The sequence below is a fragment of the Armatimonadota bacterium genome (genome assembly GCA_037138755.1).
Classification (GTDB): Bacteria; Armatimonadota; Fimbriimonadia; order Fimbriimonadales; family Fimbriimonadaceae; genus Fimbriimonas.
Genome location: JBAXHT010000004.1, coordinates 148,190 through 168,773 on the forward strand (window position 1 = coordinate 148,190; position 20,584 = coordinate 168,773).

Annotated in this window: 20 protein-coding genes; 13 read left to right on the forward strand and 7 right to left on the reverse strand. The window is 55.3% G+C overall.

The genetic code is table 11. From position 1 onward, the window contains the following. Nucleotides 1–38 precede the first annotated feature (38 nt). The 6 genes from WCK51_15120 to WCK51_15145 all read left to right on the forward strand — a co-directional run bounded on the left by WCK51_15120 (nucleotide 39) and on the right by WCK51_15145 (nucleotide 4,708). Nucleotides 39–923: a sugar ABC transporter permease gene (locus WCK51_15120; protein ID MEI7578219.1), complete on the forward strand. Its 885-nt coding sequence runs from the start codon at nucleotides 39–41 to the stop codon at nucleotides 921–923. After that, nucleotides 913–2,295 (forward strand): ABC transporter substrate-binding protein, encoded by a 1,383-nt coding sequence (locus WCK51_15125; protein ID MEI7578220.1) that lies wholly within the window; start codon nucleotides 913–915, stop codon nucleotides 2,293–2,295. The genes WCK51_15120 and WCK51_15125 overlap by 11 nt, the downstream gene beginning before the upstream one ends. After that, entirely contained in the window at nucleotides 2,282–3,130 is an 849-nt protein-coding gene (locus tag WCK51_15130) for a carbohydrate ABC transporter permease (protein MEI7578221.1), read from the forward strand. The genes WCK51_15125 and WCK51_15130 overlap by 14 nt, the downstream gene beginning before the upstream one ends. Nucleotides 3,131–3,253: 123 nt before the next feature. Beyond that, nucleotides 3,254–3,742, forward strand: a complete 489-nt coding sequence (locus WCK51_15135; protein MEI7578222.1) for a hypothetical protein — start codon at nucleotides 3,254–3,256, stop codon at nucleotides 3,740–3,742. 129 nt (nucleotides 3,743–3,871) lie between these two features. After that, nucleotides 3,872–4,453 (forward strand): DNA-3-methyladenine glycosylase, encoded by a 582-nt coding sequence (locus tag WCK51_15140; protein ID MEI7578223.1) that lies wholly within the window; start codon nucleotides 3,872–3,874, stop codon nucleotides 4,451–4,453. A 105-nt stretch (nucleotides 4,454–4,558) separates the two neighbouring features. Next, complete coding sequence (locus tag WCK51_15145; GenBank protein MEI7578224.1) at nucleotides 4,559–4,708, forward strand: PEP-CTERM sorting domain-containing protein; 150 nt, start codon at nucleotides 4,559–4,561, stop codon at nucleotides 4,706–4,708. Nucleotides 4,709–5,005: 297 nt separating this feature from the next. Here the strand turns inward: WCK51_15145 and smc are convergent, their stop codons facing one another. Then, nucleotides 5,006–8,479, reverse strand: a complete 3,474-nt coding sequence (gene smc, locus WCK51_15150) for a chromosome segregation protein SMC (GenBank protein MEI7578225.1) — start codon at nucleotides 8,477–8,479, stop codon at nucleotides 5,006–5,008. Nucleotides 8,480–8,551: 72 nt separating this feature from the next. Between smc and WCK51_15155 the strand changes: the two genes are divergently transcribed. Next, nucleotides 8,552–9,130 (forward strand): hypothetical protein, encoded by a 579-nt coding sequence (locus WCK51_15155; GenBank protein ID MEI7578226.1) that lies wholly within the window; start codon nucleotides 8,552–8,554, stop codon nucleotides 9,128–9,130. Here WCK51_15155 and WCK51_15160 read toward each other — a convergent pair. Then, on the reverse strand, nucleotides 9,034–10,299 hold the full coding sequence (locus tag WCK51_15160) for a GspE/PulE family protein (protein ID MEI7578227.1): 1,266 nt from the start codon (nucleotides 10,297–10,299) through the stop codon (nucleotides 9,034–9,036). The two genes, WCK51_15155 and WCK51_15160, sit on opposite strands and share 97 nt — an antisense overlap. Before the next feature lie 30 nt (nucleotides 10,300–10,329). On the opposite strand from WCK51_15160, the gene WCK51_15165 reads away from it, so the two are divergent. Then, nucleotides 10,330–11,268: a DMT family transporter gene (locus tag WCK51_15165; protein ID MEI7578228.1), complete on the forward strand. Its 939-nt coding sequence runs from the start codon at nucleotides 10,330–10,332 to the stop codon at nucleotides 11,266–11,268. Nucleotides 11,269–11,277: 9 nt separating this feature from the next. On the opposite strand, the gene WCK51_15170 is transcribed toward WCK51_15165, so the two are convergent. After that, nucleotides 11,278–11,469 (reverse strand): hypothetical protein, encoded by a 192-nt coding sequence (locus WCK51_15170; GenBank protein MEI7578229.1) that lies wholly within the window; start codon nucleotides 11,467–11,469, stop codon nucleotides 11,278–11,280. Between the two features lie 126 nt (nucleotides 11,470–11,595). Here WCK51_15170 and WCK51_15175 point away from each other — a divergent pair, with 126 nt between their 5' ends. Together WCK51_15175 and WCK51_15180 are read left to right on the forward strand one after the other, a co-directional pair. Beyond that, nucleotides 11,596–13,737 (forward strand): endo-1,4-beta-xylanase, encoded by a 2,142-nt coding sequence (locus tag WCK51_15175; GenBank protein MEI7578230.1) that lies wholly within the window; start codon nucleotides 11,596–11,598, stop codon nucleotides 13,735–13,737. Between the two features lie 11 nt (nucleotides 13,738–13,748). After that, nucleotides 13,749–14,279: an acyl-CoA thioesterase gene (locus WCK51_15180; protein ID MEI7578231.1), complete on the forward strand. Its 531-nt coding sequence runs from the start codon at nucleotides 13,749–13,751 to the stop codon at nucleotides 14,277–14,279. Between the two features lie 52 nt (nucleotides 14,280–14,331). On the opposite strand, the gene sdhB is transcribed toward WCK51_15180, so the two are convergent. Then, nucleotides 14,332–15,117, reverse strand: coding sequence for a succinate dehydrogenase iron-sulfur subunit (sdhB, locus tag WCK51_15185; protein MEI7578232.1), 786 nt, complete (start codon nucleotides 15,115–15,117; stop codon nucleotides 14,332–14,334). Nucleotides 15,118–15,222: 105 nt separating this feature from the next. On the opposite strand from sdhB, the gene rpoZ reads away from it, so the two are divergent. From rpoZ to prmA, 3 genes are read left to right on the forward strand one after another with little or no spacing between them, the layout of a single operon-like run. Next, nucleotides 15,223–15,717, forward strand: coding sequence for a DNA-directed RNA polymerase subunit omega (rpoZ, locus tag WCK51_15190; GenBank protein ID MEI7578233.1), 495 nt, complete (start codon nucleotides 15,223–15,225; stop codon nucleotides 15,715–15,717). Nucleotides 15,718–15,723: 6 nt separating this feature from the next. Continuing rightward, nucleotides 15,724–16,842: a molecular chaperone DnaJ gene (dnaJ, locus tag WCK51_15195; protein MEI7578234.1), complete on the forward strand. Its 1,119-nt coding sequence runs from the start codon at nucleotides 15,724–15,726 to the stop codon at nucleotides 16,840–16,842. Continuing rightward, on the forward strand, nucleotides 16,839–17,675 hold the full coding sequence (gene prmA, locus WCK51_15200) for a 50S ribosomal protein L11 methyltransferase (protein MEI7578235.1): 837 nt from the start codon (nucleotides 16,839–16,841) through the stop codon (nucleotides 17,673–17,675). Before dnaJ ends, prmA begins: the two co-directional genes overlap by 4 nt. Before the next feature lie 13 nt (nucleotides 17,676–17,688). On the opposite strand, the gene WCK51_15205 is transcribed toward prmA, so the two are convergent. The 3 genes from WCK51_15205 to WCK51_15215 all read right to left on the reverse strand — a co-directional run bounded on the left by WCK51_15205 (nucleotide 17,689) and on the right by WCK51_15215 (nucleotide 20,579). After that, nucleotides 17,689–18,339 carry a hypothetical protein gene (locus WCK51_15205; GenBank protein MEI7578236.1) on the reverse strand — a complete coding sequence of 217 codons (651 nt, stop codon included), beginning with the start codon at nucleotides 18,337–18,339 and terminating at the stop codon, nucleotides 17,689–17,691. Between the two features lie 124 nt (nucleotides 18,340–18,463). After that, nucleotides 18,464–18,748, reverse strand: a complete 285-nt coding sequence (locus tag WCK51_15210; protein ID MEI7578237.1) for a hypothetical protein — start codon at nucleotides 18,746–18,748, stop codon at nucleotides 18,464–18,466. A 163-nt stretch (nucleotides 18,749–18,911) separates the two neighbouring features. After that, the gene (locus WCK51_15215; protein ID MEI7578238.1) at nucleotides 18,912–20,579 is read right to left on the reverse strand and encodes a vitamin B12 dependent-methionine synthase activation domain-containing protein; all 1,668 of its coding nucleotides are present in this window, start codon (nucleotides 20,577–20,579) and stop codon (nucleotides 18,912–18,914) included. Nucleotides 20,580–20,584: the final 5 nt, after the last annotated feature.

Below are 20,584 nucleotides of genomic sequence, written 5' to 3' on the forward strand. Positions count from 1 at the left end.
TTGCGGAGACCGACCATTAACTGTTAAGCTAACCCCCCATGAGTCCTAAGGCGCGAGAAAACTTGACGGGCTATTTATTCATCTCGCCGTGGCTGATTGGATTCTTCGTCTTTACGCTCTGGCCATTCCTACGTTCCTTCTATCTCAGCTTCTGCAACTACAACATCGTCCAACCGCCCAAGTTCATTGGATTGGCGAACTACCAGATGATGCTGTTCAACGACGAGCTCTTTTACAAATCGCTTTGGGTGACTCTGCGCTACGCTATCGTCGCCGTCCCGCTCACCTTGGTTGTAGGTGTTGCCCTTGCCCTTCTTCTCAACCTCAACGTCAAGGGAATTGCCGTTTTCCGCACCATCTTCTATCTCCCCTCTATCGTGCCGACCGTGGCTATGACCTCCATTTTCATGTGGATTTTGAATCCGCAAGTAGGAATGGTCAATCGGATTCTGGCTGTATTTGGTGTTACCGGCCCAGCTTGGCTGAGCGATCCGGTATGGACACCGTGGACCCTCATTTTCATGGCGGTCTGGGCCGCTGGAGGCTCGATGGTGACCTACCTCGCAGGTCTCAAAGACATCCCGATGTACCTCTACGAAGCCGCCACCTTAGATGGAGCGAGTGCCTTCCGTAAAATGAAGATGATCACCCTTCCGATGCTCTCACCGGTGATCTTCTTCAACCTTGTTATGAGCGTCATCGGCACGTTCCAGTACTTCACCCAAGCCTTCGTCATCTCCAACGGCTCCGGCGGCCCGGAAGACTCGACGCTGTTTTACGCTCTCTACATGTTCCGCCGATGTTGGAAGTATATGGATATGGGCTACGGAAGCGCGATGGCGTGGGTGCTGTTCGTGATTGTCATGGTATCCACCGGCCTGATCTTCCGGACTCAAAAGAGGTGGGTGCACTATGGGCGTTAATCATTGGGGACCTAGAAATGCCAAGTTCTGGCTCCACAAAGTGAAACCGCTGGTAGCTGTTGCGCTCATAGCCATACTCGGATTCCCACTGCTCACCGCTAGCATGCCTGGAACAAACTATAAGAATCGTGAGAAGATAAAGTTCTGGCACCGCTGGGGTGGCGAATGGGAAAAAGTTGTTTACAAAATTGCGAAGGAATTCAACGAATCCCAGACCCAATATGAAGTCGTCCCGATGTTCGTCACGGGTGCCGGTTCTGAAACCAAGTTCATCCTCAGCGCAACCGGCGGAGACCCCTGCGATGTCATGTCGATCTGGAACGGCGGCCTTGCTCCCCTCGCCGCCGCAGACCTCCTCACACCCCTAGAAACTCTAATGACTCCGGAGGAGCTGACCTATTTCCAAACCAAAACCTATCCGGCGGTGCGCCAAAGCGGTCAGTTTAGGGGCAAAACGTACGGGATCACAATTGGGGCCGACCTCTTTGGCTACTACGTCAACGCCGACCACCTCCGCGAAGTGGGAATCGACCCGGACAAGCCTCCCAAAACCTTTTCCGAGCTCGTCGCTATGGGCAAGAAGCTCGAAAAGAAGGATGCCAACGGCGGCCTTCAAAGGATGGGCCTAAACGTCGCCTCGCTCCAAACCCACTCCTACGCCTTCGGTTCAGGATTTTGGGACGACAAAGCCAAGCAGCTCCGCCTTAACACCCCCGACATGGTTGCCGCCCTCACTGCCATGGCGGACCAGCGCAAACTTGTTGGATTTCAAAACGCCCAGCGATTCTGGGCAAGCCAAAACACGGGCTCGAGTACCGGAGCATGGCCGTTCATTGACGGCGCCGTCAGCATCACCTACGACGGCCAATGGCGCGTCGAAGAAATTCGCAAGTACAAACCCGACATGGACTACCGAGTCTGGCCCGTCCCACCACCCGAAGGCGGCAACCCCCTCCCGGGCAGCATCGGCGGTAACTTCATGATCATCCCCGCCGCCGCCAAAAACAAGAAGGGAGCCTTCGAGTGGCTCAAATTCTGGAGCGGGCTAACCAACCCCAACCGCGCCGCCAAGTTCGAAAACTGGGGTGGCTGGATCCCGCTCAGTCCCGACGTCGCCCACTCTCCGACCTACGAGGCCTACGTCAAAGCCAACCCTCGTTTCCAAACCTTCATCGACATCCTCGACGGCCCGAACGTTCACGCCTACCCGCCAGTCTCCTACCTCGGCTTCCTCCTAGACCAGCTCCAACGTGCCGAAGACGCTGCCCTTCGAGGCTCAAAAACTCCAAAAGTTGCCCTCGACGAACTAAAACAGAACGTCGACAAAGAACTCAAACGACGCAAGGAGATGGGTTTCGATGACTCGCTTTAACAAAATCCTCGCCTATATCGCACTGGCCTGCCTCAGCATTCCGCCAATGCTCCCGCTCGTCTGGATGATCTCGACGTCCCTCAAAACCAACGAGCAGATCTACACCAAAGGCGAGGGGACCACCACCCAAGGCTTCTCATTTGCGAGCCTGATTCCGCACCCCGTCGCCTGGAACAACTACCCTGACTCCCTCGAGACCATCCCCTTCATGGTCTACCTCCGAAACACGGTTTTCCTCTGCGTCTGCATCGTCGTCGCCGCCGTCATCAGCTCCTCAATCGTCGCCTACGGCTTCGCCAGAATCAACTTCAAAGGCTCCAAAATGTGGTTCGGAATCATGCTTGCCACCATGGCCCTGCCCGGCCAGGTGACGATGATTCCCAACTTCGCCCTCTTCCGCACCCTCGGCTGGTACGGCACATACCTCCCGCTCATCGTCCCCGCGATGTGCGCAACCCCCTTCTTCGTCTTCCTCCTCAGCCAGTTCTTCAAAACCCTCCCCGAAGAAATGGCCGAATCCGCCAAAGTCGACGGCGCCAATGACTGGGTCATCTTCTGTCGCCTCATCATCCCCCTTAGCAAACCCGCTCTCGCTACCTGCGCCCTCTTCGCCTTCCTCGGAACCTGGAACGACTTCCTCGGACCCCTGCTCTACATCAGCGACGCCAGCAAATACACCCTCGCCTACGGCCTCCAACAGTTCGTGAACAACCCCTACGTAAACTGGATGCAACTCATGGCCGCCAGCACCCTCTTCACCCTCCCCATCATCATCCTCTTCTTCTTCGCCCAGAAAACCTTTATTCAAGGAATATCGACGACCGGCGGGAAGTAGGAACAAGAAACTCCCCGCTCGTCGGAGAGTCGGTGAGCGTTAGCGTACCGATGGGGCTGTCGTGATGGTCGACCAGCCAAAAGGGAACTCCAAACCCCCGTCCACCCGTAAACTCCCCAAGAAATGCAAGAAGTCCGCGAAGCCCTCAAACGCCAGCACCACGCCGCCATGGCGATGTTCCGCCAAGCCGTCGAAAACTGCCCCGAAGACGTCTGGACCTCCGGGGAACACCCCCGAAACTACTGGCGAATCGCTTACCACGCCCTCGCCTACGCCCACCTGTACCTTTACGAAGACCTCGCCAGCTGGAACAAGTGGCCCAACCATATTCAAGAGAACACCTATCTCGACGGCGACGACGTCCCCGTCAACGAGCCCTACACCAAACACCAGCTAACCGAACTGGTCAACCTCATCGACTCCGAAATCGATCCCCGAATCGACGCCCTCGACCTCACCTCTCCCACCTGCGGCTTCACCTGGTACCCAAACGTCACCCGCGTCGAGCTCCTCATCCTCTCCCTCCGCCACATCCACGGCCACCTCGGCCAACTCCACGAAATCCTCATCGCCAACGGACAAGACATCGGGTGGCTAGGGCAAACGAAGTAGCCGCGAACTGAAAACTCCCCAGAATTGGGGAAGGGTCCGCTGAAAGGTTGCTCCAAAAGCAAGCTTTCAGTGGAGGGTAAGCGTAGCGAACCTGTGGGGCTGTTGTAATCTTCGACCAGCCCAAAAAAAATGACCCCCCACCCCACCGACCCCGAACTCCTCCAAGCCGCCCAGAACCTGCTCGGCCAACACATCGTCATGCCCGGACTCCGGGCCAGAATCATCGAAACCGAAGCCTACGGCCCCGCCGACCCCGGCTGCCACGCCTACCGAGGAATCACCCCAAGAACAAAAGTGATGTTCGACCGACCCTGCCTCGCCTACACCTATTTCACCTACGGCAACCACTGGATGTTCTGCGTAACCGCCCTACCAAAAGGCACAGCTGGAGCAATCCTCATCCGCGCCGCCGTCCCCCTCGAAGGCATCCAAACAATGCAAGAAAGAAGACCCAAAGCCAAAAGAGACCAAGACCTCCTCAACGGCCCCGGAAAACTCTGCGCCGCTCTCGAAATCAACCAATCCCACTACGGCCTCGACCTCACCACTCCCAACAACCAACTCTGGCTAGAACCCGGCGACCCTCCCCAAGAAATCCGAACCGGAACAAGAATTGGCCTCACCCCCGGCAAAGGCGACCTCCACCCCTGGCGCTTCTGGTCCGCCGAAGACGAACCGTTCGTCAGCCGTCCGTTAAACAACCAGCCATAGCGAGAAAGCAATTTCAAACCGGCAAGCTTTCGTTTTTGGCTGACCATCGAGGTCAGCCAAAAATCCCCCACCCGCCCCAGTGGATAAATAGCTACATCCGCTCCCGTGCCAATCCAGGGCCACAACAACGCTACTGGTCGAGACGACGACTTCCACTGTGACAACCCCCAAGCCGTCCCTGAGCCCGCATCCATGGCCGCAATCGGCCTCGGAATCCTAGGCCTCGCCCGACGACGCAAAGCCAACAAGGCGTAACCAAAAGCCCCAACCTTCACCCGTCCGATATAATTCGTACCGGCGGTGAAGACCCCCAGCCTCGGGATCCAATCCCGAGGCTACTCTTTTGTTCAGGGCCCCATCTCGGCCCGAATCTCTGCCAATCGCCGGAGCGCCGACATCAAACACCCATTCTCAAACTGGCTTCCAATGTGCCCGTCGCACCCCTACCCACCTTTCTCGCAAAAATCGCAGACTTTTGACCCTGACTACCCACCAAAATGCGTCGCAGTTCTCAGTCCGAACCGCTAACTGAGAACTGCTAACTGTTAACTGTTAACTGTTAACTGTCCCCGGCAACCGCATCGGAACCAGAGTCGAAACCCCCGGCTCCTGCATCGTCACTCCGAGCAAAGTCGGAGCCGCCGCGATTGTTGTGTGGTTGTGAGTAATCGTGATGAACTGGATCGTCTTGCTAAACTCCAGAAGAGTCTCCGCAAACCGTTCAACATTGCGCCCGTCCAGCGGAGCATCGACCTCGTCCAAAACCACCAGCGGCGCCGGCTTATGCTTCAGCAAAGCAAACAAAAACGCCGAAGCGCAAAGGCTCCGCTCGCCCCCGCTGAGTAGCTGCAACGGCTGCCGCTTCTTCCCCGGAAGCTGAACCACAATATCGACGCCCGTCTCCAGAACGTTGTCCGGAGTAGTCAACGAAAGCTCCGCCGACCCGCCGCCAAACAGCTTCGTAAACATCTCGGCAAAGTGATCGCGAACCGCGTCAAACGTGTTCACAAACTTATCCCGGGTCAACTTATCAAGCTCCTTAATCGAAGCCTCGACCTGAACAATGCCGTTCATCGTATCCTCGCGTTGCGCGCCCAAAGATTCAAGCCGCTCCGTCAGCCGCTCATAAGCCTCAATGGCCCCGACATTCACGTCGCCCATCGCCTTAATCTCGCGCCGCAACCGCCCCGCCAACTGCTGAGCATCATCCGGAATCTCATGAACCCCTTCCTGAGCCACCGCATCCTCCTCAGTAAGACCATAAGCATCCATCAACCGCTCCGCGGTAGTAGCTCTGCGCGTCTCCGCCCGAGCCCGTGCCAGCTCCGCCTGATGGTTCGCCTGACCCAGCGCCAGAATATTCTCCCGCGCCTGCCGAGCCTGATCCGCCGTCGCCTGCGCCTCCTCCTGCTTTTCGCGCCGTTCCTTACTGAGATGTGTCAACCGAACCATCGCATGACCCTTATCCGCCTCAAACCTTTCGGCCTCCTGCCGATGCACCTCAATCTGCGCTGAAGCCTTCTCCCGCTCCGGCCCCAGATTCTCCAATCGCCGTCCCCGGTGCTTCTCAGCATCCCGCGCCGACTCCAACCGCTTCTCAGCCGCATACTGCCGAGTCTGAGCACTCCGAGTCCGCTCCTGCGCCTCCCGTAACCGAGTCTCCGCCTGCTCCGCATCCGCCGACTTCGAAGCCAACTGCCGAATCACCGAATCTCGCTCTGACTCCAGCGCCGGAATATCAACATCCTCAATGCTCGTCCCCGCCGTCTTCTGAATCTGCTCCAGCTCCCCCCGAGCCTTACCCAACTGCCGCTCGGCATCCTTCAGCTCATCCTGAAGGGTTCGGAGGAAGTGGAGAGCCTCCTTTACCGGTTCCTCTGCTTCCCGCCTGGCCAGCTCCTTCTCGCCAATCTGTGCTCGAAGCTGCTCGATCTCCTGAGCCCGTTTCGCCTTCCGTTTGTCGGCCCCAGCAACGAGCTTCTGAAGCTCGGCAAGCTCCCGGTCGATCTCAGCCAGATCCGATTTGCGCTGGACGATGCCGTACCCCTGTCGCTGGTTCTGGCCCCCAGTCACGGCGCCGCTGTTATGAACCACTTCGCCGTCAATCGTCACCAGCCGGTTCCACCCGCTAGTCTTGGCGAGCCTGAGTGCGTCGTCAAGGGTATCAACGATAATGACTCGGCCGAGCAGGGAATCGATCACCGGTCGTACTCGGTTCTCGCATTCAATAAGCTGGCTCGCTCTACCCACCACGCCTTTCTCGTTCAGCACTCTCCGAAACTCGGTTGAAGGTTCTTGGGGCCGCATCAGTGGAATCGGCTGAAACGTACATCGCCCCGCGCGGTTCTCTTTGAGCCAGCCAACGGCTCGCTTCGCATCGCTGTCGTGATCGACGATAAGGTCGTTGGCAGAAGCGCCGAGCGCAGTTTCGATCGCAAGCGAGAACTCACGATCTGCCTCAATCGCGTCCGCCACGCTCTCGTATCGCCCCTGCAGGAGCCCTCGCTCAGCGGCTTCCAAGACTGCCCGAGAACCCTGCGAGAGGCCTTCGTGCGCATCAAGCGTGGCTTCGATGCCGCGCTTCCGACCTTCCAGACTGGCTTGCTCGCCAAGAGAACCACGGAGCCTGGTCGCTTCGTCTTCGTCCGTCTTTCTCACCTCGGCGATGCTGGCTTGGAGTACGGAAATCTCTGAGTTGATAGTAGTGAGAGCCGCGTCGACAGTTTCAAACTCCTGCTGAGCCCCATCGATTCCTTCGTGCAGATCTGGGAGCGACTTTTCGATTCCCGAGATTTCGCGTTGCAATAACTTGGCCCGCTCGGCACTCGCCTCTTGTTCTGCTTCCCACTTGAGCCGACGGACCTTCTGCTCTCTCGCTTCGTTGAGCTGCTTTTCGAGTGCGGTTAACTGGGCCGAGAGTTGCTTGGCTTCGACGCTTGCGCCAGCTGAATCTGACTGGATGACGGTAAGGGTCGCTAGTGCGGCTTCAGCCTCAAGTTTTGAGTCTGTGAGATCAACCTCGGCTTCTTTCAGTCTTCGATCAAGCGACTCAGAATCTTCTTCGAGAGATTTTTCTTGGTTTGCAAGTGAGGCAAGGCGCTCTTCTAGAACCTTGATGTTGGCTTGGGCGCGCTCTAGCCCAGTGACCGCGCTTTGCTGTGCGATCCTTGCTTGCTCCATACTCACTTCGAGTTCTTGGATTTGGGTGCTAAGCACGCGGTGACGTTTTTCGAGTTCCTCGACTCGGCGGTTTTCACCTTCGACAACTCCTCCGGAGCTTCTCAGTTTCTCTTCCAGCGATTTGAGCTCGGATAGGGCGGTACAAAGATCACGAATGAGGAGCCCAATCTCGACCTCCTGGAGCGAAGCGGATAACGATTTGTATCGCTTTGCTTGCTCGGCTTCGTCTTCTAGCGGTTCTCTTTGGGCTTCGAGTTCTCGGAGGATGTCGTCAACCCGGGAGAGCGAATCTCGGGCGGCGGCGAGACGCCGGAGCGATTCGTTTTTGCGCGTTCGGTAGCGCTGGACGCCGGCGGCTTCGTCGATCCAAGCACGTCGGTCTTCGGCTGAAGCCGCAAGCGCCTGGTCGATCTCTTTCTGCCCAACGATTGCGTATCCAGCTCGTCCGAGCCCGGAGTCGGCCATGAGCTCGACGACATCTCGCAACCGACAAGACTGACGGTTGATTGAGTATTCGCTGTCACCGGCACGAGTCAGCCTGCGGGTCACCCAGACTTCGGAAGCGTCGATTGGAAGGGAGCTGTCCTCGTTATCGAAGCAGAGCGAGACTTCGGCGTAGCCAACGGCTTTTCGGGCTTGGGCCCCGGAGAAAATCACGTCTTGGGAAGAAGAAGCCCGGAGGTGCTTGATGGAGCCTTCACCCAGTCCCCAGAGAATTGCATCGACTAGATTTGACTTACCGCACCCGTTCGGCCCGACCACCGCAACGACTCCGCCATCGAGAGAGAACTCGGTGCGGTCGGCAAACGTCTTAAAACCAAATAGCTTGACTCGGGTGAGGCGCATGGATGCGAATCACTAAGGATACTTTTCTTAACAACCGGTGCGATAGGCACATTCTGTGCATTTGAATTCCCTATGAACAAATTCGTGACGATCTTTGCAGTTTCTTGCCTGGTGGCAGGTGCATCTGCTGACACATCACTTCGGAATCATATCCAAGCTAAGTACTCAGCGATAGCTAAATCAATGCTGGTTAGTGTCGATAAGGCACTTGCGCTAAATGAGCGCATCCTAACGAGCGACTTTGTATGGGTTGACGTCGGCCGTAATGAGTATGCGGTGGAACCGTACATGGGATCGCAATCAAAGATGGCGGCTCAAATTGCAAAAGTGTATTCGGCTACAAACACGATCATCGCTTACCAAGAAGACGGTCTGTACGTCAGATGTCGCACGAAATCAACACTGGGATATCGAAGGCAAGGATTCAGCAGCGATAGGCACTTGATGACCTCCATCAGCGACGACGTCTGGGTGAAGACGATTCACGGATGGAAAATGCTTCGCACCACGTCCATCCGCGAGAGCGACACGATCGCCCGTCGAGGGATTTCTTATCAAAGCGCAGCGGTCATGACAGCTCGCATGACTTCAGAAGGCGTCGTCCATCCCGCGCCGGCTTTTGCTTTTCCGTCCTCTAGCATTGTTCGATAACCTTGCTGCTTCGCAACTTCGTTTAGCTCAGCGAAGGTGACGTTTCGGGCCACCGCAGCTCGGAATTCAGGAGTTCCTAGGATGAGTTCAAAGATGCCAATTCGTCCTTTGTAGCCGGAGTTCTTGCATTCGGGGCAGCCTGCGCCTTTCATGAACTTGCCAGACTCGAGCTCAGCAGGGGTGAACTTGAGGAGCTCGATTTCTTCTGCGGTTGGCTTGTATGGCTGTCGGCATTTGGCGCAGTTGAGCCTGACGAGGCGCTGGGCCAGCGAGCCGAGGAGAACGCCGCCGACAAGATACGGCTCGGCGCCCATGTCGAACATACGACCGATGGTTTCGACTGCGTTGTTCGTGTGGAGCGTCGACATGACCAAGTGACCGGTTAAGCCAGCTTGAATTCCGATTTTCAGCGACTCGGGGTCGCGCATTTCACCAACGAGCATGACGTCGGGGTCTTGGCGAAGGAAAGAGCGCATGACCCTTGGAAAAGGCATTCGCTCGGTCACCTGGACCTGGGCGATGTTTTTCTCATACTCATACTCGATTGGGTCTTCAACGGTGACAATGTTTCGTACTCGTGCATCAAGCGTGTTCAGTGAAGCGTAAAGGGTTGAGGACTTACCGGAACCGGTCGGACCGGTAACGAGAATCAGGCCATAAGGCGCCGAAATCGCACGCTCCCAGCGGCCAAGAATGTCTTCGGGCATTCCGAGCTTCCCGAGATCCACCTTCATAGCGGCGGGATCGAGAATACGCATGACCATCTTCTCGCCGTTCATGGAAGGCAGACATGAGGCTCGGCAGGAAAGCCGGCGCCCCATGTACTCCATGTCGATTCGCCCATCCTGAGGCTCGCGTTGTTCGTCAATCCTCATTCCAGCGGCGAGCTTGAGTCGGGCGAGAACGTTTTGGGCTTGCTCCAACGGAAGCTCACCAGCAGAGTGGAGGATACCGTCCTGTCGGTAACGAATTCGGAGCTGGTCACGTTCGGGTTGAAGGTGGATATCGCTGGTATTCGTTTCCAGCGCATTCATGAAAATGTTATCCACGATTCCAACAGCAATGGAAACATCGTCTCCGCCCATTTCGCGAGCTTGCCCACCCTCTCTAACAATCAGTCGAAATCTCTTGGCAGCGCCGAAGTTTGTTTGTGCGTAGTCGGTGTTCATGAGTCCTAGAGGGCATCATACTATGAACGGATGCCTCGACCCAACCCCTTTTTGCTGATAACGATGCTGTTTTGGGGTTTCAACTTCGTGTCGATGAAGATCGTGTTCCCCGTGATGGCACCATCGGCGGTCGTTTTTTGGCGTTATTTTTTGATGGGGGCGGTGCTAGTACTGATTTGTTTAGCTTCGCGACAATCGCTTTCAATTCCAAAAGAGCATCGCACGGCGATTCTTCTTACCGGGTTCTTCTCGATGGGAATCTATATGGTTCTATTCTTTGAAGGGGTCAAACGAGCACCGGCCGGAGAATCAGCGATTATTCTCGCCACCAACCCGATCATGGTTGGAGTCATGAGCATGATTTTGGGCCGCGAGCCAAAATCGCGAGTTCGCGTTCTCGGCTCTATTGTCGCGTTGGCCGGAGTTGCCCTAGTCGTTCTGGGTCGTCCGGGATCATTGGTGACCGCGAAGGAAACAAGCGAGCGAATGCTCGGCGATTTGTTGCTCTTTCTGAGTGCGATTGCGTGGGCGGCTTCGGTGATTCTCGCTAAGCCGGTTTCGGCCCATGTGAAGCCACTTCCGCTCTTTACCATGTCGATGCTCGGCGGGCTGCCGGTCGTGTTTGCGTATGGCTTTAGCGATGCATTTCGAACGAACTGGGGAGCCTTCACTGGTTGGCACTGGCTAAACCTAGCCCAAATTGCTTTCGGATCTGGAGTGATTGCGATGGTGTTCTACTACCGGGGAGTTGCTGAACTACCTGCGAGTGTTGCCTCGCTTCACCAGTTTCTGGTGCCCGTGCTCACGACGCTGTTCGCGGCGGTGATTCTCCACGAGCGGTTGGCATGGGTCCAGGGAGTCGGAGTTTTGATTCTCCTCGTTGGACTATCCGTGAACGTTGGCTTGATCAAACTGACAAAGAAAAACGACCCCGGGGATCAGAAACCGGAGCCGTTATTGGGGTCTTGAAGCGAGACCTTAAATCTCGTTTGACTGCTTGAGTCGGTGTAGCCCCGCCACTCCGATGATTAGAATTGCTAGAGTGCTCGGGTTCAAAGTCGGCTCAGATGGAGGTGAGAACGATGGGAGCAACACCGGATTCACCGTTTGCTCGGCAGATGCGACTGCAACTGCAAGTAGGGTGGTGAGCGAAACGATCCATCGTGTCATTTTGGTTTGTCCTCAAAGGCTTCCTTGCCTTATGGAAATCCAAAGTTGCAGGGAAAATGCCAAAGTAGTCAATCTCTGGATATTCTGGTAAATCAGACAGGTTGTCGGGTTAGAATAGCTCTAGATATGGGAATCCTCGCGCTCGCAGTCATGTTGCTCGTCCCCAGACAAGCTTCGCCTAACCTCCTGGATAACGGTGATTTTCTGGCCGGTGCGAGTGGCTGGACGCTGACCCCTTCGGTTAGCGTCAAAGGCGGAATTCTGCAGGTGAACAACTCATACGCGCCGGGGACGCCTTACGAAGTGATGGCAAGTCAGCGCGTCGCTGCCTCGGCCCCGGCAGGTTTGGCGGGAGAACTCACGTTCGAGGCACGAAGCACCACCGGAGCAAAGATTGCTGCAATGCTCGAGAAAGCTAGCGACCCATACACCAAAGAGCTTTACCGTGAAATCAACCTCACTAGCACTTGGACGCCGTACACGATTTCGAGCTCTTTGGCAAATCCGATCATCTCCGGCTCGCACCAAGTGACATTTCACATGGGCCTCTCGAAGGGGCAGATCGAGATCCGGAACGTCGCCCTGCGGATTGCGGGGGCGAAAACGTCACGTCGCGCTTATCCCGAGACTTTAGTGGACTCGGCGATCCAGGCGTACCAAGAATGGACTGGCGGCGGTTCTAAACCTCCTTTCTCCGACATTTCTCAAAACAATATCACGGCAGGGATCAACAACGTCGATGGCAATCCGTGGGACTGTCAGATCGGAAAGCTGACGAACCTGCCCTGCTCGGCGGGAGACGTTCTGCATCTGAAGTTCCGAGCTAGGTCCGACAAGCCAATCTCGGTGAGCGGTGTCTTCGAACTCTCCGAGGCTCCAAACAGCAAAGCGATGTACGAGCCGTTTCGAGTTGAAGGGGACTGGAAAACTTATGAAGTTGGCTTGAAAGCGGCTGAGTCGATTCCCGAGGGGAAAAGCCAATTCAAGTTCTTCTTCACTGGGATGGGTGAGATCGAAATCACCGACGTAAAACTAGTGAACCTCGGCCCGAACTATCCTGTCTCGAAGCTTGGTTACTACGCCGGAAAGTCGACTTACGAGCGGGATGAAGTGTGGAAGAAAGAAGCCGACGCGAGGATCGAGAAGCTGCGCAAAGGGAATTTGAATCTGCAAATTCTTGACACGAAAGGGAAGCCATTGGCGAACCAATTGGTGACCCTGAAGCAGACCTCGCACGATTTTCGCTTCGGAGTTGCACTCACTGGTTCCTACATGCTCAACCCGAGTCCAGACGGGGTCAAGTATCGCGAGGTCGTGAAGCGACTCTTTAACACCGTCACTTTCGGAAATGATCTCAAGTGGAACGGCACCAACCAGGCAACCTTTGATAACCTCATCTTCCCGGCGCAGAAGTGGCTGGCGGATAACGGCATCGCTTTGCGGGGGCACAACCTCGTTTGGGGCTCTTACAAGTTCTCTCCGGTCCTGAAGCCCGAGATGTCCAAGGAAGAGACGTGGCGCCAGATCTCGGAGCATGTGAGCGACTACACCAGGAAGATGAAAGGGAAGGTCTACTTGTGGGACGTTGTCAACGAGGCGTACTCCGAGACCGAGATTTGGGACAAGGTCGGCTGGGACAAGTTTGTAGAGGTTCACCGCCTCGCTAAGAAGGGGGATCCCAACGCCCTGCTCTGTTACAACGATTACAACATATCGACGAACACAGTGCAACGGGAAACCGCCATTAATCGAGTGAAGCAGATTCAGGCTGGCGGGGCTCCGATTGACGTCTTTGGTGATCAATCCCACCTAGAACCAGGCGCCCCGAGTATGCGCCGAATGTGGGAAGTTTGGGACGAAGTTCATGCTAAAACCAAACTTCCCATCGAGATCACAGAGTTTGACTATAGCGTTCGCGATGACGCGATGCAGGCTGGCTACGTCGAAGACTACTACCGGGCCGCTTTTTCCCATCCCGATGTCCAGGCAATGATCATCTGGGGATTTTGGGAGAACGACCATTGGAAAGCCGCTCAGGGCGGACATATGGTGAAGGCTGATTGGACATGGCGTCCTGCGATGAATGCGATTGATCGGCTAATCAACAAGGATTGGAAGACGAGCTTGTCTCTGAAGACCGACAGCAAAGGGTTTGTCAGGATGAGGGGATTTGCTGGCAAGTACGCGGTGTCGGTTGGAGGCAAGTCGTTTGGAACAAAGATTGACGCGGGAGGGCTTCGCACTCAGTCGGTCAAGCTGCCAAAGTAAACTGGCTTGTGATGCAAGGAAAGCGAGCGGCGGATACGGTTGTTACGATTGCCGAGGTGATTCGGCCTAATGAGGCGAACTTCCTCGGCAAGCTCTTTGGAGGCGAGTTGCTTGCTAAAATTGATCTTTGCGCTTACGCCGCATCCGCGAAGCACTCCGGAACTACCTGCGTTACGGCGAGTTTCGATCAGGTCGACTTCCATGAGCCTATTGAGGTGGGGGAACTGGTTACCCTGACCGGGCAGGTCACCTTTGTTGGGAAGACCTCGATGGAAGTGATGGTCGAGGTCTGGACCGAGAACCTGAAACACGGCGTCCGACGCCATGCAAACACGGCTCGCGTGACCATGGTCGCCCTCCTGAACGGCAAACCCATCGAGGTTCCGAGGTTGATCTGTGAAACCAGGGAAGAAAAGATTCTCTTCTTGGAAGGCAAGCTTCGACGAGACACGCGAAAGAAACTCTCGGCAGAGCGAGCAGCAGAATACGCGCGCATCGAAGCGCTGTCTGACGAAGAATTAGGTATCGCTCTGTCCGAGTGAACAAATCAGGAGCGAACCCCTGTTCCCTCTCTGAGGGCAAGGGGAGCCGGGATTACATTCCGAGCCATTTCTTGACTTTGTAGACAGTGGTATCTCGGTTAAGTTGGGCAATCGCTCGGGTCAATGGAACTTGCTTGGGGCAGACCTTGACGCAGTTTTGAGCGTTTCCGCAGCCGCTCAAGCCGTCGTCCGAGGTCAAGAATTCGTATCGCTCGCCGTCCAACGTCTTGCCTACTGGGTGGGTGCTGAAGAGCAGTGCCTGGCCAAGGGCCGCCGGTCCAACAAAAGCGGACTTCTCGTTGATTTGGGGGCAAGCTTCCATGCAGCATCCGCAGGTCATGCAGCGCGACAGTGCATAGCGGAGCTGGCGAACGTGGTCGTCTTGCGGTTGTGCCATTCCCAGGTCGAAGGAGCCGTCGATGGGTACCCAGGCCCGAACTTTTTTCAGGTTCTCAAACATCTTGGAGCGGTCAACGATCAGGTCCCGAACCAATGGGAACTTCTTCATCGGCTCAAGCGTGACCTCATAGGTGTCGCCGACCAAGGTTCCGACTTCTTCGATCAACGCCGTGCAGGCTTGCCGAATGCCGCCGTTGATGTTCATTGTGCAACTGCCACAAACTTCTTCAAGGCAGGCTGCTTCGTACGCTGGAGCGGCAACGTTCTTACCTTCAACCGTGGTCGGCTTGCGCTGGACGAGCATTAGGGCTGAGATCACGTTGATCTTGTCGACGTAAGGGACCTCGAAGGTGTCCCATCGTTGTTCCTTGCCTGCGCCATCCTGGCGAAGAACCTTCAGGCGAATCTTGGTTGCCGATGCTACAGCGGTTGCACTCATTGCTATCCCAATTCTACGCAATTCACCTCTAAAAATTCTTGGAAATGAGGCAGTTGTCTCAACGGTGGAGTAAAGGGTATATTAGAAGTTCGCGTACTTTGTCCCATGCTCCCATCACCAGACATCCTTAACGAATATCCTTTGGGCAAATTTGTGCTCTCCAACTTGGCTGCAAAGCGAGCTAAGCAGCTCCGAGAAGGCGCACTTCCTCTCGTGCAGATCGAGTCGCGACACCCACTTACGATCGCTCTGGCGGAGATTGCCGCTGGCAAAATTGAGCCGAGAAGCTTTGCCGCCGTTGCCGAGCCCGTGGGCGAGCACGTCGAAAGCATTGTTCTCGCCGAAGATTTCGTTGCTGGCGAATTTGGAATGCTCCTCCCTGCACTTGATGAGAACGAAGCCGTTTTGATTGAAACAGTTGGTCTAGAAGATGCCGACCCGGCATCACTTGCTGATGACGAAGAGATCAGCCTTGCCGACCTTGCAGTTGAAGGCGAAGAGGAAGAAGAAGCTGCTCCGGCTGCTGAGGATGATACGCTTTCGCTGAGCGATATCGCCGAAGAGGAAGCGTCGATGGAAGACGACGCCGAAACGGAGTAACCCACGATGGCCCAACGGGACCCGTATGAGGTGCTGGGGGTATCGCGTTCCGCCAGCGCAGACGAAATCAAGTCGGCATATCGCCGACTTGCTCGCAAGTATCACCCTGACGTTAACCAGGGTGACCCAGCTTCTGAAGAGAAATTTAAGGAAGTCTCCGGTGCGTACGAAGTTCTCTCTGACCCGGACAAGCGAGCCCGATTCGATCAGTTTGGAACCACCGAAGGCATGCCTCAAGACCCGTTCTTTGGCGGAGCGGGTGGCGGCGGAATCGGCGATCTTTTCGATATGTTCTTCGGAGCTTCCGGCGGACAACAGGGAAGGCGACGAACACCGGCTCAAGATGGTGATGATCTTCGTCTCGATCTGCAGATTTCCCTTCTTGATGTCATCAACGGGCTTTCTAAAGAAGTGGATGTCAATCGCGCTTCGGAGTGTTCAGATTGTAGCGGTTCGGGCGTCGAGGGTGGAGGGCAGCCGAGCCAATGTGGTGGCTGTAATGGTTCGGGAGTTGTTTCCGCAGTCAGAAACACGTTCCTCGGGCAAGTTCGCACCCAGACCGCATGTCCGAAGTGTAACGGTCATGGGTTCACAATCACCAATCCTTGCCGTAAGTGCTCGGGGCAGGGCGTTCGACCCTCGACCGACAAAGTTCTGATCAATATTCCGCAAGGTGTCGAAACTGGTTCGACAATCCACATGCCTGGTCACGGCTCCGATGGAGTTCGCGGTGGTAGGCCGGGAGATTTGTATGTTGTTCTTCATGTCGCCGAAGATGGTCCGTTTGTCCGGCGCGGACAGCATGTGTTGACTGGAATCGATATCACCGTTAGCCAAGCAATTCTCGGCGACGAGATGACCATCGATGGGATCGACAAGGAGCTAACGGTCGAGATCCCGAGCGGCGCTCAACCTGGTCAGAAGGTGACTTTAAAAGGCGAAGGCTTACCGCCCCTTCACGGTGGCCGAAGAGGTGACCTGGTGGTTGAACTCAACGTCACCGTTCCTAAGAAGGTGAGCGAAGCCGAGGCGCGGCTGATTCGAGAGTTTGCTGAACTACGCGGTGAGAAAGTGCCTGATGGCAAGTCCAGCCTCTTCGGCGGGCTGTTTGGAAAGAAGAAATGAACTGGATCTTGATCAAGGCGCACCTCTCGCCCGCTCCCGCTGACTGGTCGCCGATCATTGAGATATTTCGAGATTTTGGGATCGAAAACACACTCGAGGAAAAGGAAGCTATTGTCGGGTGTTACGTCGATGTCGATGGCGTTCAGGATCAAATTGACGGTCTCAAGAAAGCTCTCTCCGAAGTCGGGGTCGACGAAGTCACCTCCGAGCCACTCGTGGAAGTCGATTGGGAAAATGAATGGAAGAAGTTCTTCAAACCTCGACGGGTAGGACAGCACTTTGTTGTCAGGCCAACTTGGGAATCCTTTGAAGCCCAAAGGGACGATAAGATCATCATTCTTGATCCGGGACAGGCGTTCGGAACTGGTGACCACCCGACTACAAGGAACTGCCTTGCTTACTTAGAAAAATATGTCCAGCCTGGGCTCGATGTGTTGGACCTCGGCTGCGGCTCAGGAATTCTTGCGGTCGGAGCCAAGCTCCTGCAAGCAGGCGAAGTTTGTGCGATTGACATCGATCCCATTTCGGTTGAAGTTGCGAAAGAGAACTTTGAGCGAAACGAAGTCGAAGTTCTTACCGCCGTCGGCGACGTTCTCTCTCTTCAGTTCGAGGCAGAATGGGACATCGTCGTTTCCAACATCATTTCGGCGACCCTGATCAACCTTGCTCCGGACGCGACTTACGCGCTCCGATCAGGCGGGAAGTGGATCGTTAGCGGAATTATCTCCCAGAACTGGGCGGACGTGAAGAAGGCCGCGGAAAAGCAGGGGCTAGACTACATCGAGCATGTCGAAGAAGACGGCTGGGTTGCCGGAGTATTCTCGAAGAACTAAACGCCTACCTGCCCTAGTCGGCATAGATCTCGCGCGCTTTGAGGAGCAACTGCGCTTCGGTCGTGTGGCTCTCATCGATTTTCTGGGTCTTGACTATTCGGGAGAAGAGAAGCTCGTTATGCTGCTTGAGCCAGCTCGTGAATCGAGCCATTGCATTGCTCGAGCCTTCACCCGAGCCAAAGATGATTATCCGATCGGCACCCGCGAGCTTCTCGGCAACAGAGCTAAAGAACTCGTTCTGATTCGCCCGCTCCGAGTTCTTAAAGTAATCGTGGTTAGTATGTACATGGTGTCGCTGCCCAGAAGGATCATAAGCCTCAACCTTTTCCGGAGTGGTGTCGACGACTTCCATCCGGTAAATGCGAGCGCCGGAGTGGTTCATAACAACAAGCGAATGAAAGTCCTGCGGTTCGGGAGGACCTTGCTCGACGCCCTCTAGCAAGTGCCTGAGTTCCATCACTTGCTCCACAGTCAGAATGTCTGATTCTGCTGGCGAGTGGAACACCATGACCTTCCCCCCAACCGTCACCTTAGCGTTCCCATTGTGCTCGACTTCAACGGTTCCGAGAGTTGCGGCAAGCGATTTCACGTCCCTCCAGCCGAGGTTGTGAGTGAGCGGACGTTGGAAGACAGTGTCGTAAATGCGGCGTTGGTGGGTATTCATGGTTCAATATTCCAGTGTAGAAATCGTGAGTTTTGGTTCCGGTATCGAGAATGCAAATCCACCAAGATCGCGCCCTCTAAGAGTTTGAGCTTTAAGCCCAAATCCCACGGTGTAGAGGTTGGAATCATTTCGCCACGACATTTTCGTTGGACATCTGTCCAATGATCTCGATGACGCCGTGCGCAGCAATCGCGCTCTCTCGGAAGGAAGCCAGGTGTCGATAAACTGTCTCGGCTTCGGGGATAAACTTCTCGCAGGCCGCGTGGCAAGCGGCGGCTTCTGTGGCGTCTCCGCCTTTGAGGCGACTGGCATGGCTCAAGCAGGCATCCGCGCAGATTCGACCTAGCTCCGAAGCGACTTCCATACTGCCCATCATCTCACCTTGGAATGCGCTTCCGTTACACTGCATCGCGCAATTGTCGCAAGCCTCGATGCAAAGTTCAGAGAGTGATTTTGGGTTTGAAATCTGGATCCTCCACCAGAGCTGTTTGCGCACTGGCGGTTTCAACTATGGCAGTTCAGCTCGTCGCGAACAAGTCGCATACTTTGCTGACATTCATCCATGGACAGCATTATCGGATGTTGAAGTACTTAGCTTCGGGGTGGTGAACCACGATTGCACTCGTCGACTGCTCCGGAGTGAGCATGAACTCTTCCGTAAGCCCTATTCCGATGTCTTCCGGTTGCAAAAGCTCGAACAGCTTTGCTTGATCTTCAAGGTTCGGGCATGCTGGGTAGCCAAATGAATATCTTGCGCCGTGGTACTTCGCACTGAACAAAAGCCGCATTTCATCCGGCTCCTGATCGGCGATCCCCATTTCAATCCGTACTTGGCGGTGCCAGTATTCTGCGAGCGCCTCGGCGGTTTCGACGCCCATGCCGTGGGTGAAAAGGTAGTCCTGGTATTCACCTTTTGCAAACAGCTCGCGCTCCAGTTCGGAGATTGCCGATCCGGCGGTGACGATCTGGAAGCCAACGGTATCTGGCGTTGCTCCAATTGGCCGGAAGAAATCTGAAAGACAGAGCCGACGGCCGTCTCGTTGACGAGGAAATGTGAATCGGAGCCGCTCGGTTCGGGAATCGTCCTGATAAATGACGAGGTCGTTGCCATCGCTGTGGCAAGGGAAGTACCCCCACTTCACTTTGGGTTGCATGACGTTGCCAAGTTCGCGGCAGAGTCGGTCAAATGTCGGGCGGACATTGGCTTCGAGCCATTCGTTGAACTCGATGTTTCCCATGCCGTCCTGTCGTTTGAACTGCCACTGACCTCGGAAGAGGGCGATAGGGTTGATGTATTTGTACAGCTCGAAGATATCGAACTTTGTTGCCGCTCGGGCTCCGTAGAAGGGAAGTGAAGGACTCTCAGGTAATGGTTGGATTTCTGAGCGGGTTCCGTCGAAGGTGTAGAGAACCGGATCAAGAGTATCAACTCGGTGGGATCTAACTCGTTCAGGGAACGACTCTTCGTCGGCGACCGGCTGTGCTGCGGAACTAGAGCCTAGCTCTTCCATGAGTCGGAGCCCCTCGAAGGCATCTTGCGCGTAAAAGACTTGACCTTTGTAGATCGCCCGAAGATCCTCTTCGACATAAGACCTCGTTAAGGCTGCTCCGCCAAGAATCACCGGGAAGGCGGAAAGACCTCGGTCGTTGAGCTCGATCAAGTTGTCCTTCATGATGATGGTGCTCTTGACCAGGAGACCACTCAGCCCGATAGCGTGGCACTTGTGCTGCTGGGCACCTTCGATGATTGCCTGAATCGGCTGCTTGATACCAATGTTGACAACCCGATATCCGTTGTTCGTGAGAATGATGTCAACTAGGTTCTTACCGATGTCGTGCACGTCACCGGCGACCGTTGCGAGGAGGATCGAGCCCTTCTCCGAGCCTTCTTCTTTCTCCATGAATTGCTCAAGATGGCGAACCGCAGCCTTCATCACCTCGGCGCTTTGGAGAACGAAGGGAAGTTGCATTTTGCCTGCGCCGAACAGCTCTCCCACTGTCTTCATGCCTGCGAGCAAGAGATCATTGATGATTTGGAGGGGTGAATAGGTCTCTCTGGCTTCATCCAAACGAGTTTCGAGTCCCTTCTTGATCCCATCGACGATGTGCTTCTGAAGTTGTTCCTCGATCGAAAGTCCATCAAACGAGTTAACAGAAGAGTCAGAAATCTTGACGTTTTCAAACCGAGCCATGAGTTCGTGCAATGGGTCGTAAGTACACGTTTTCTCAGGTTCGCTCACACCTG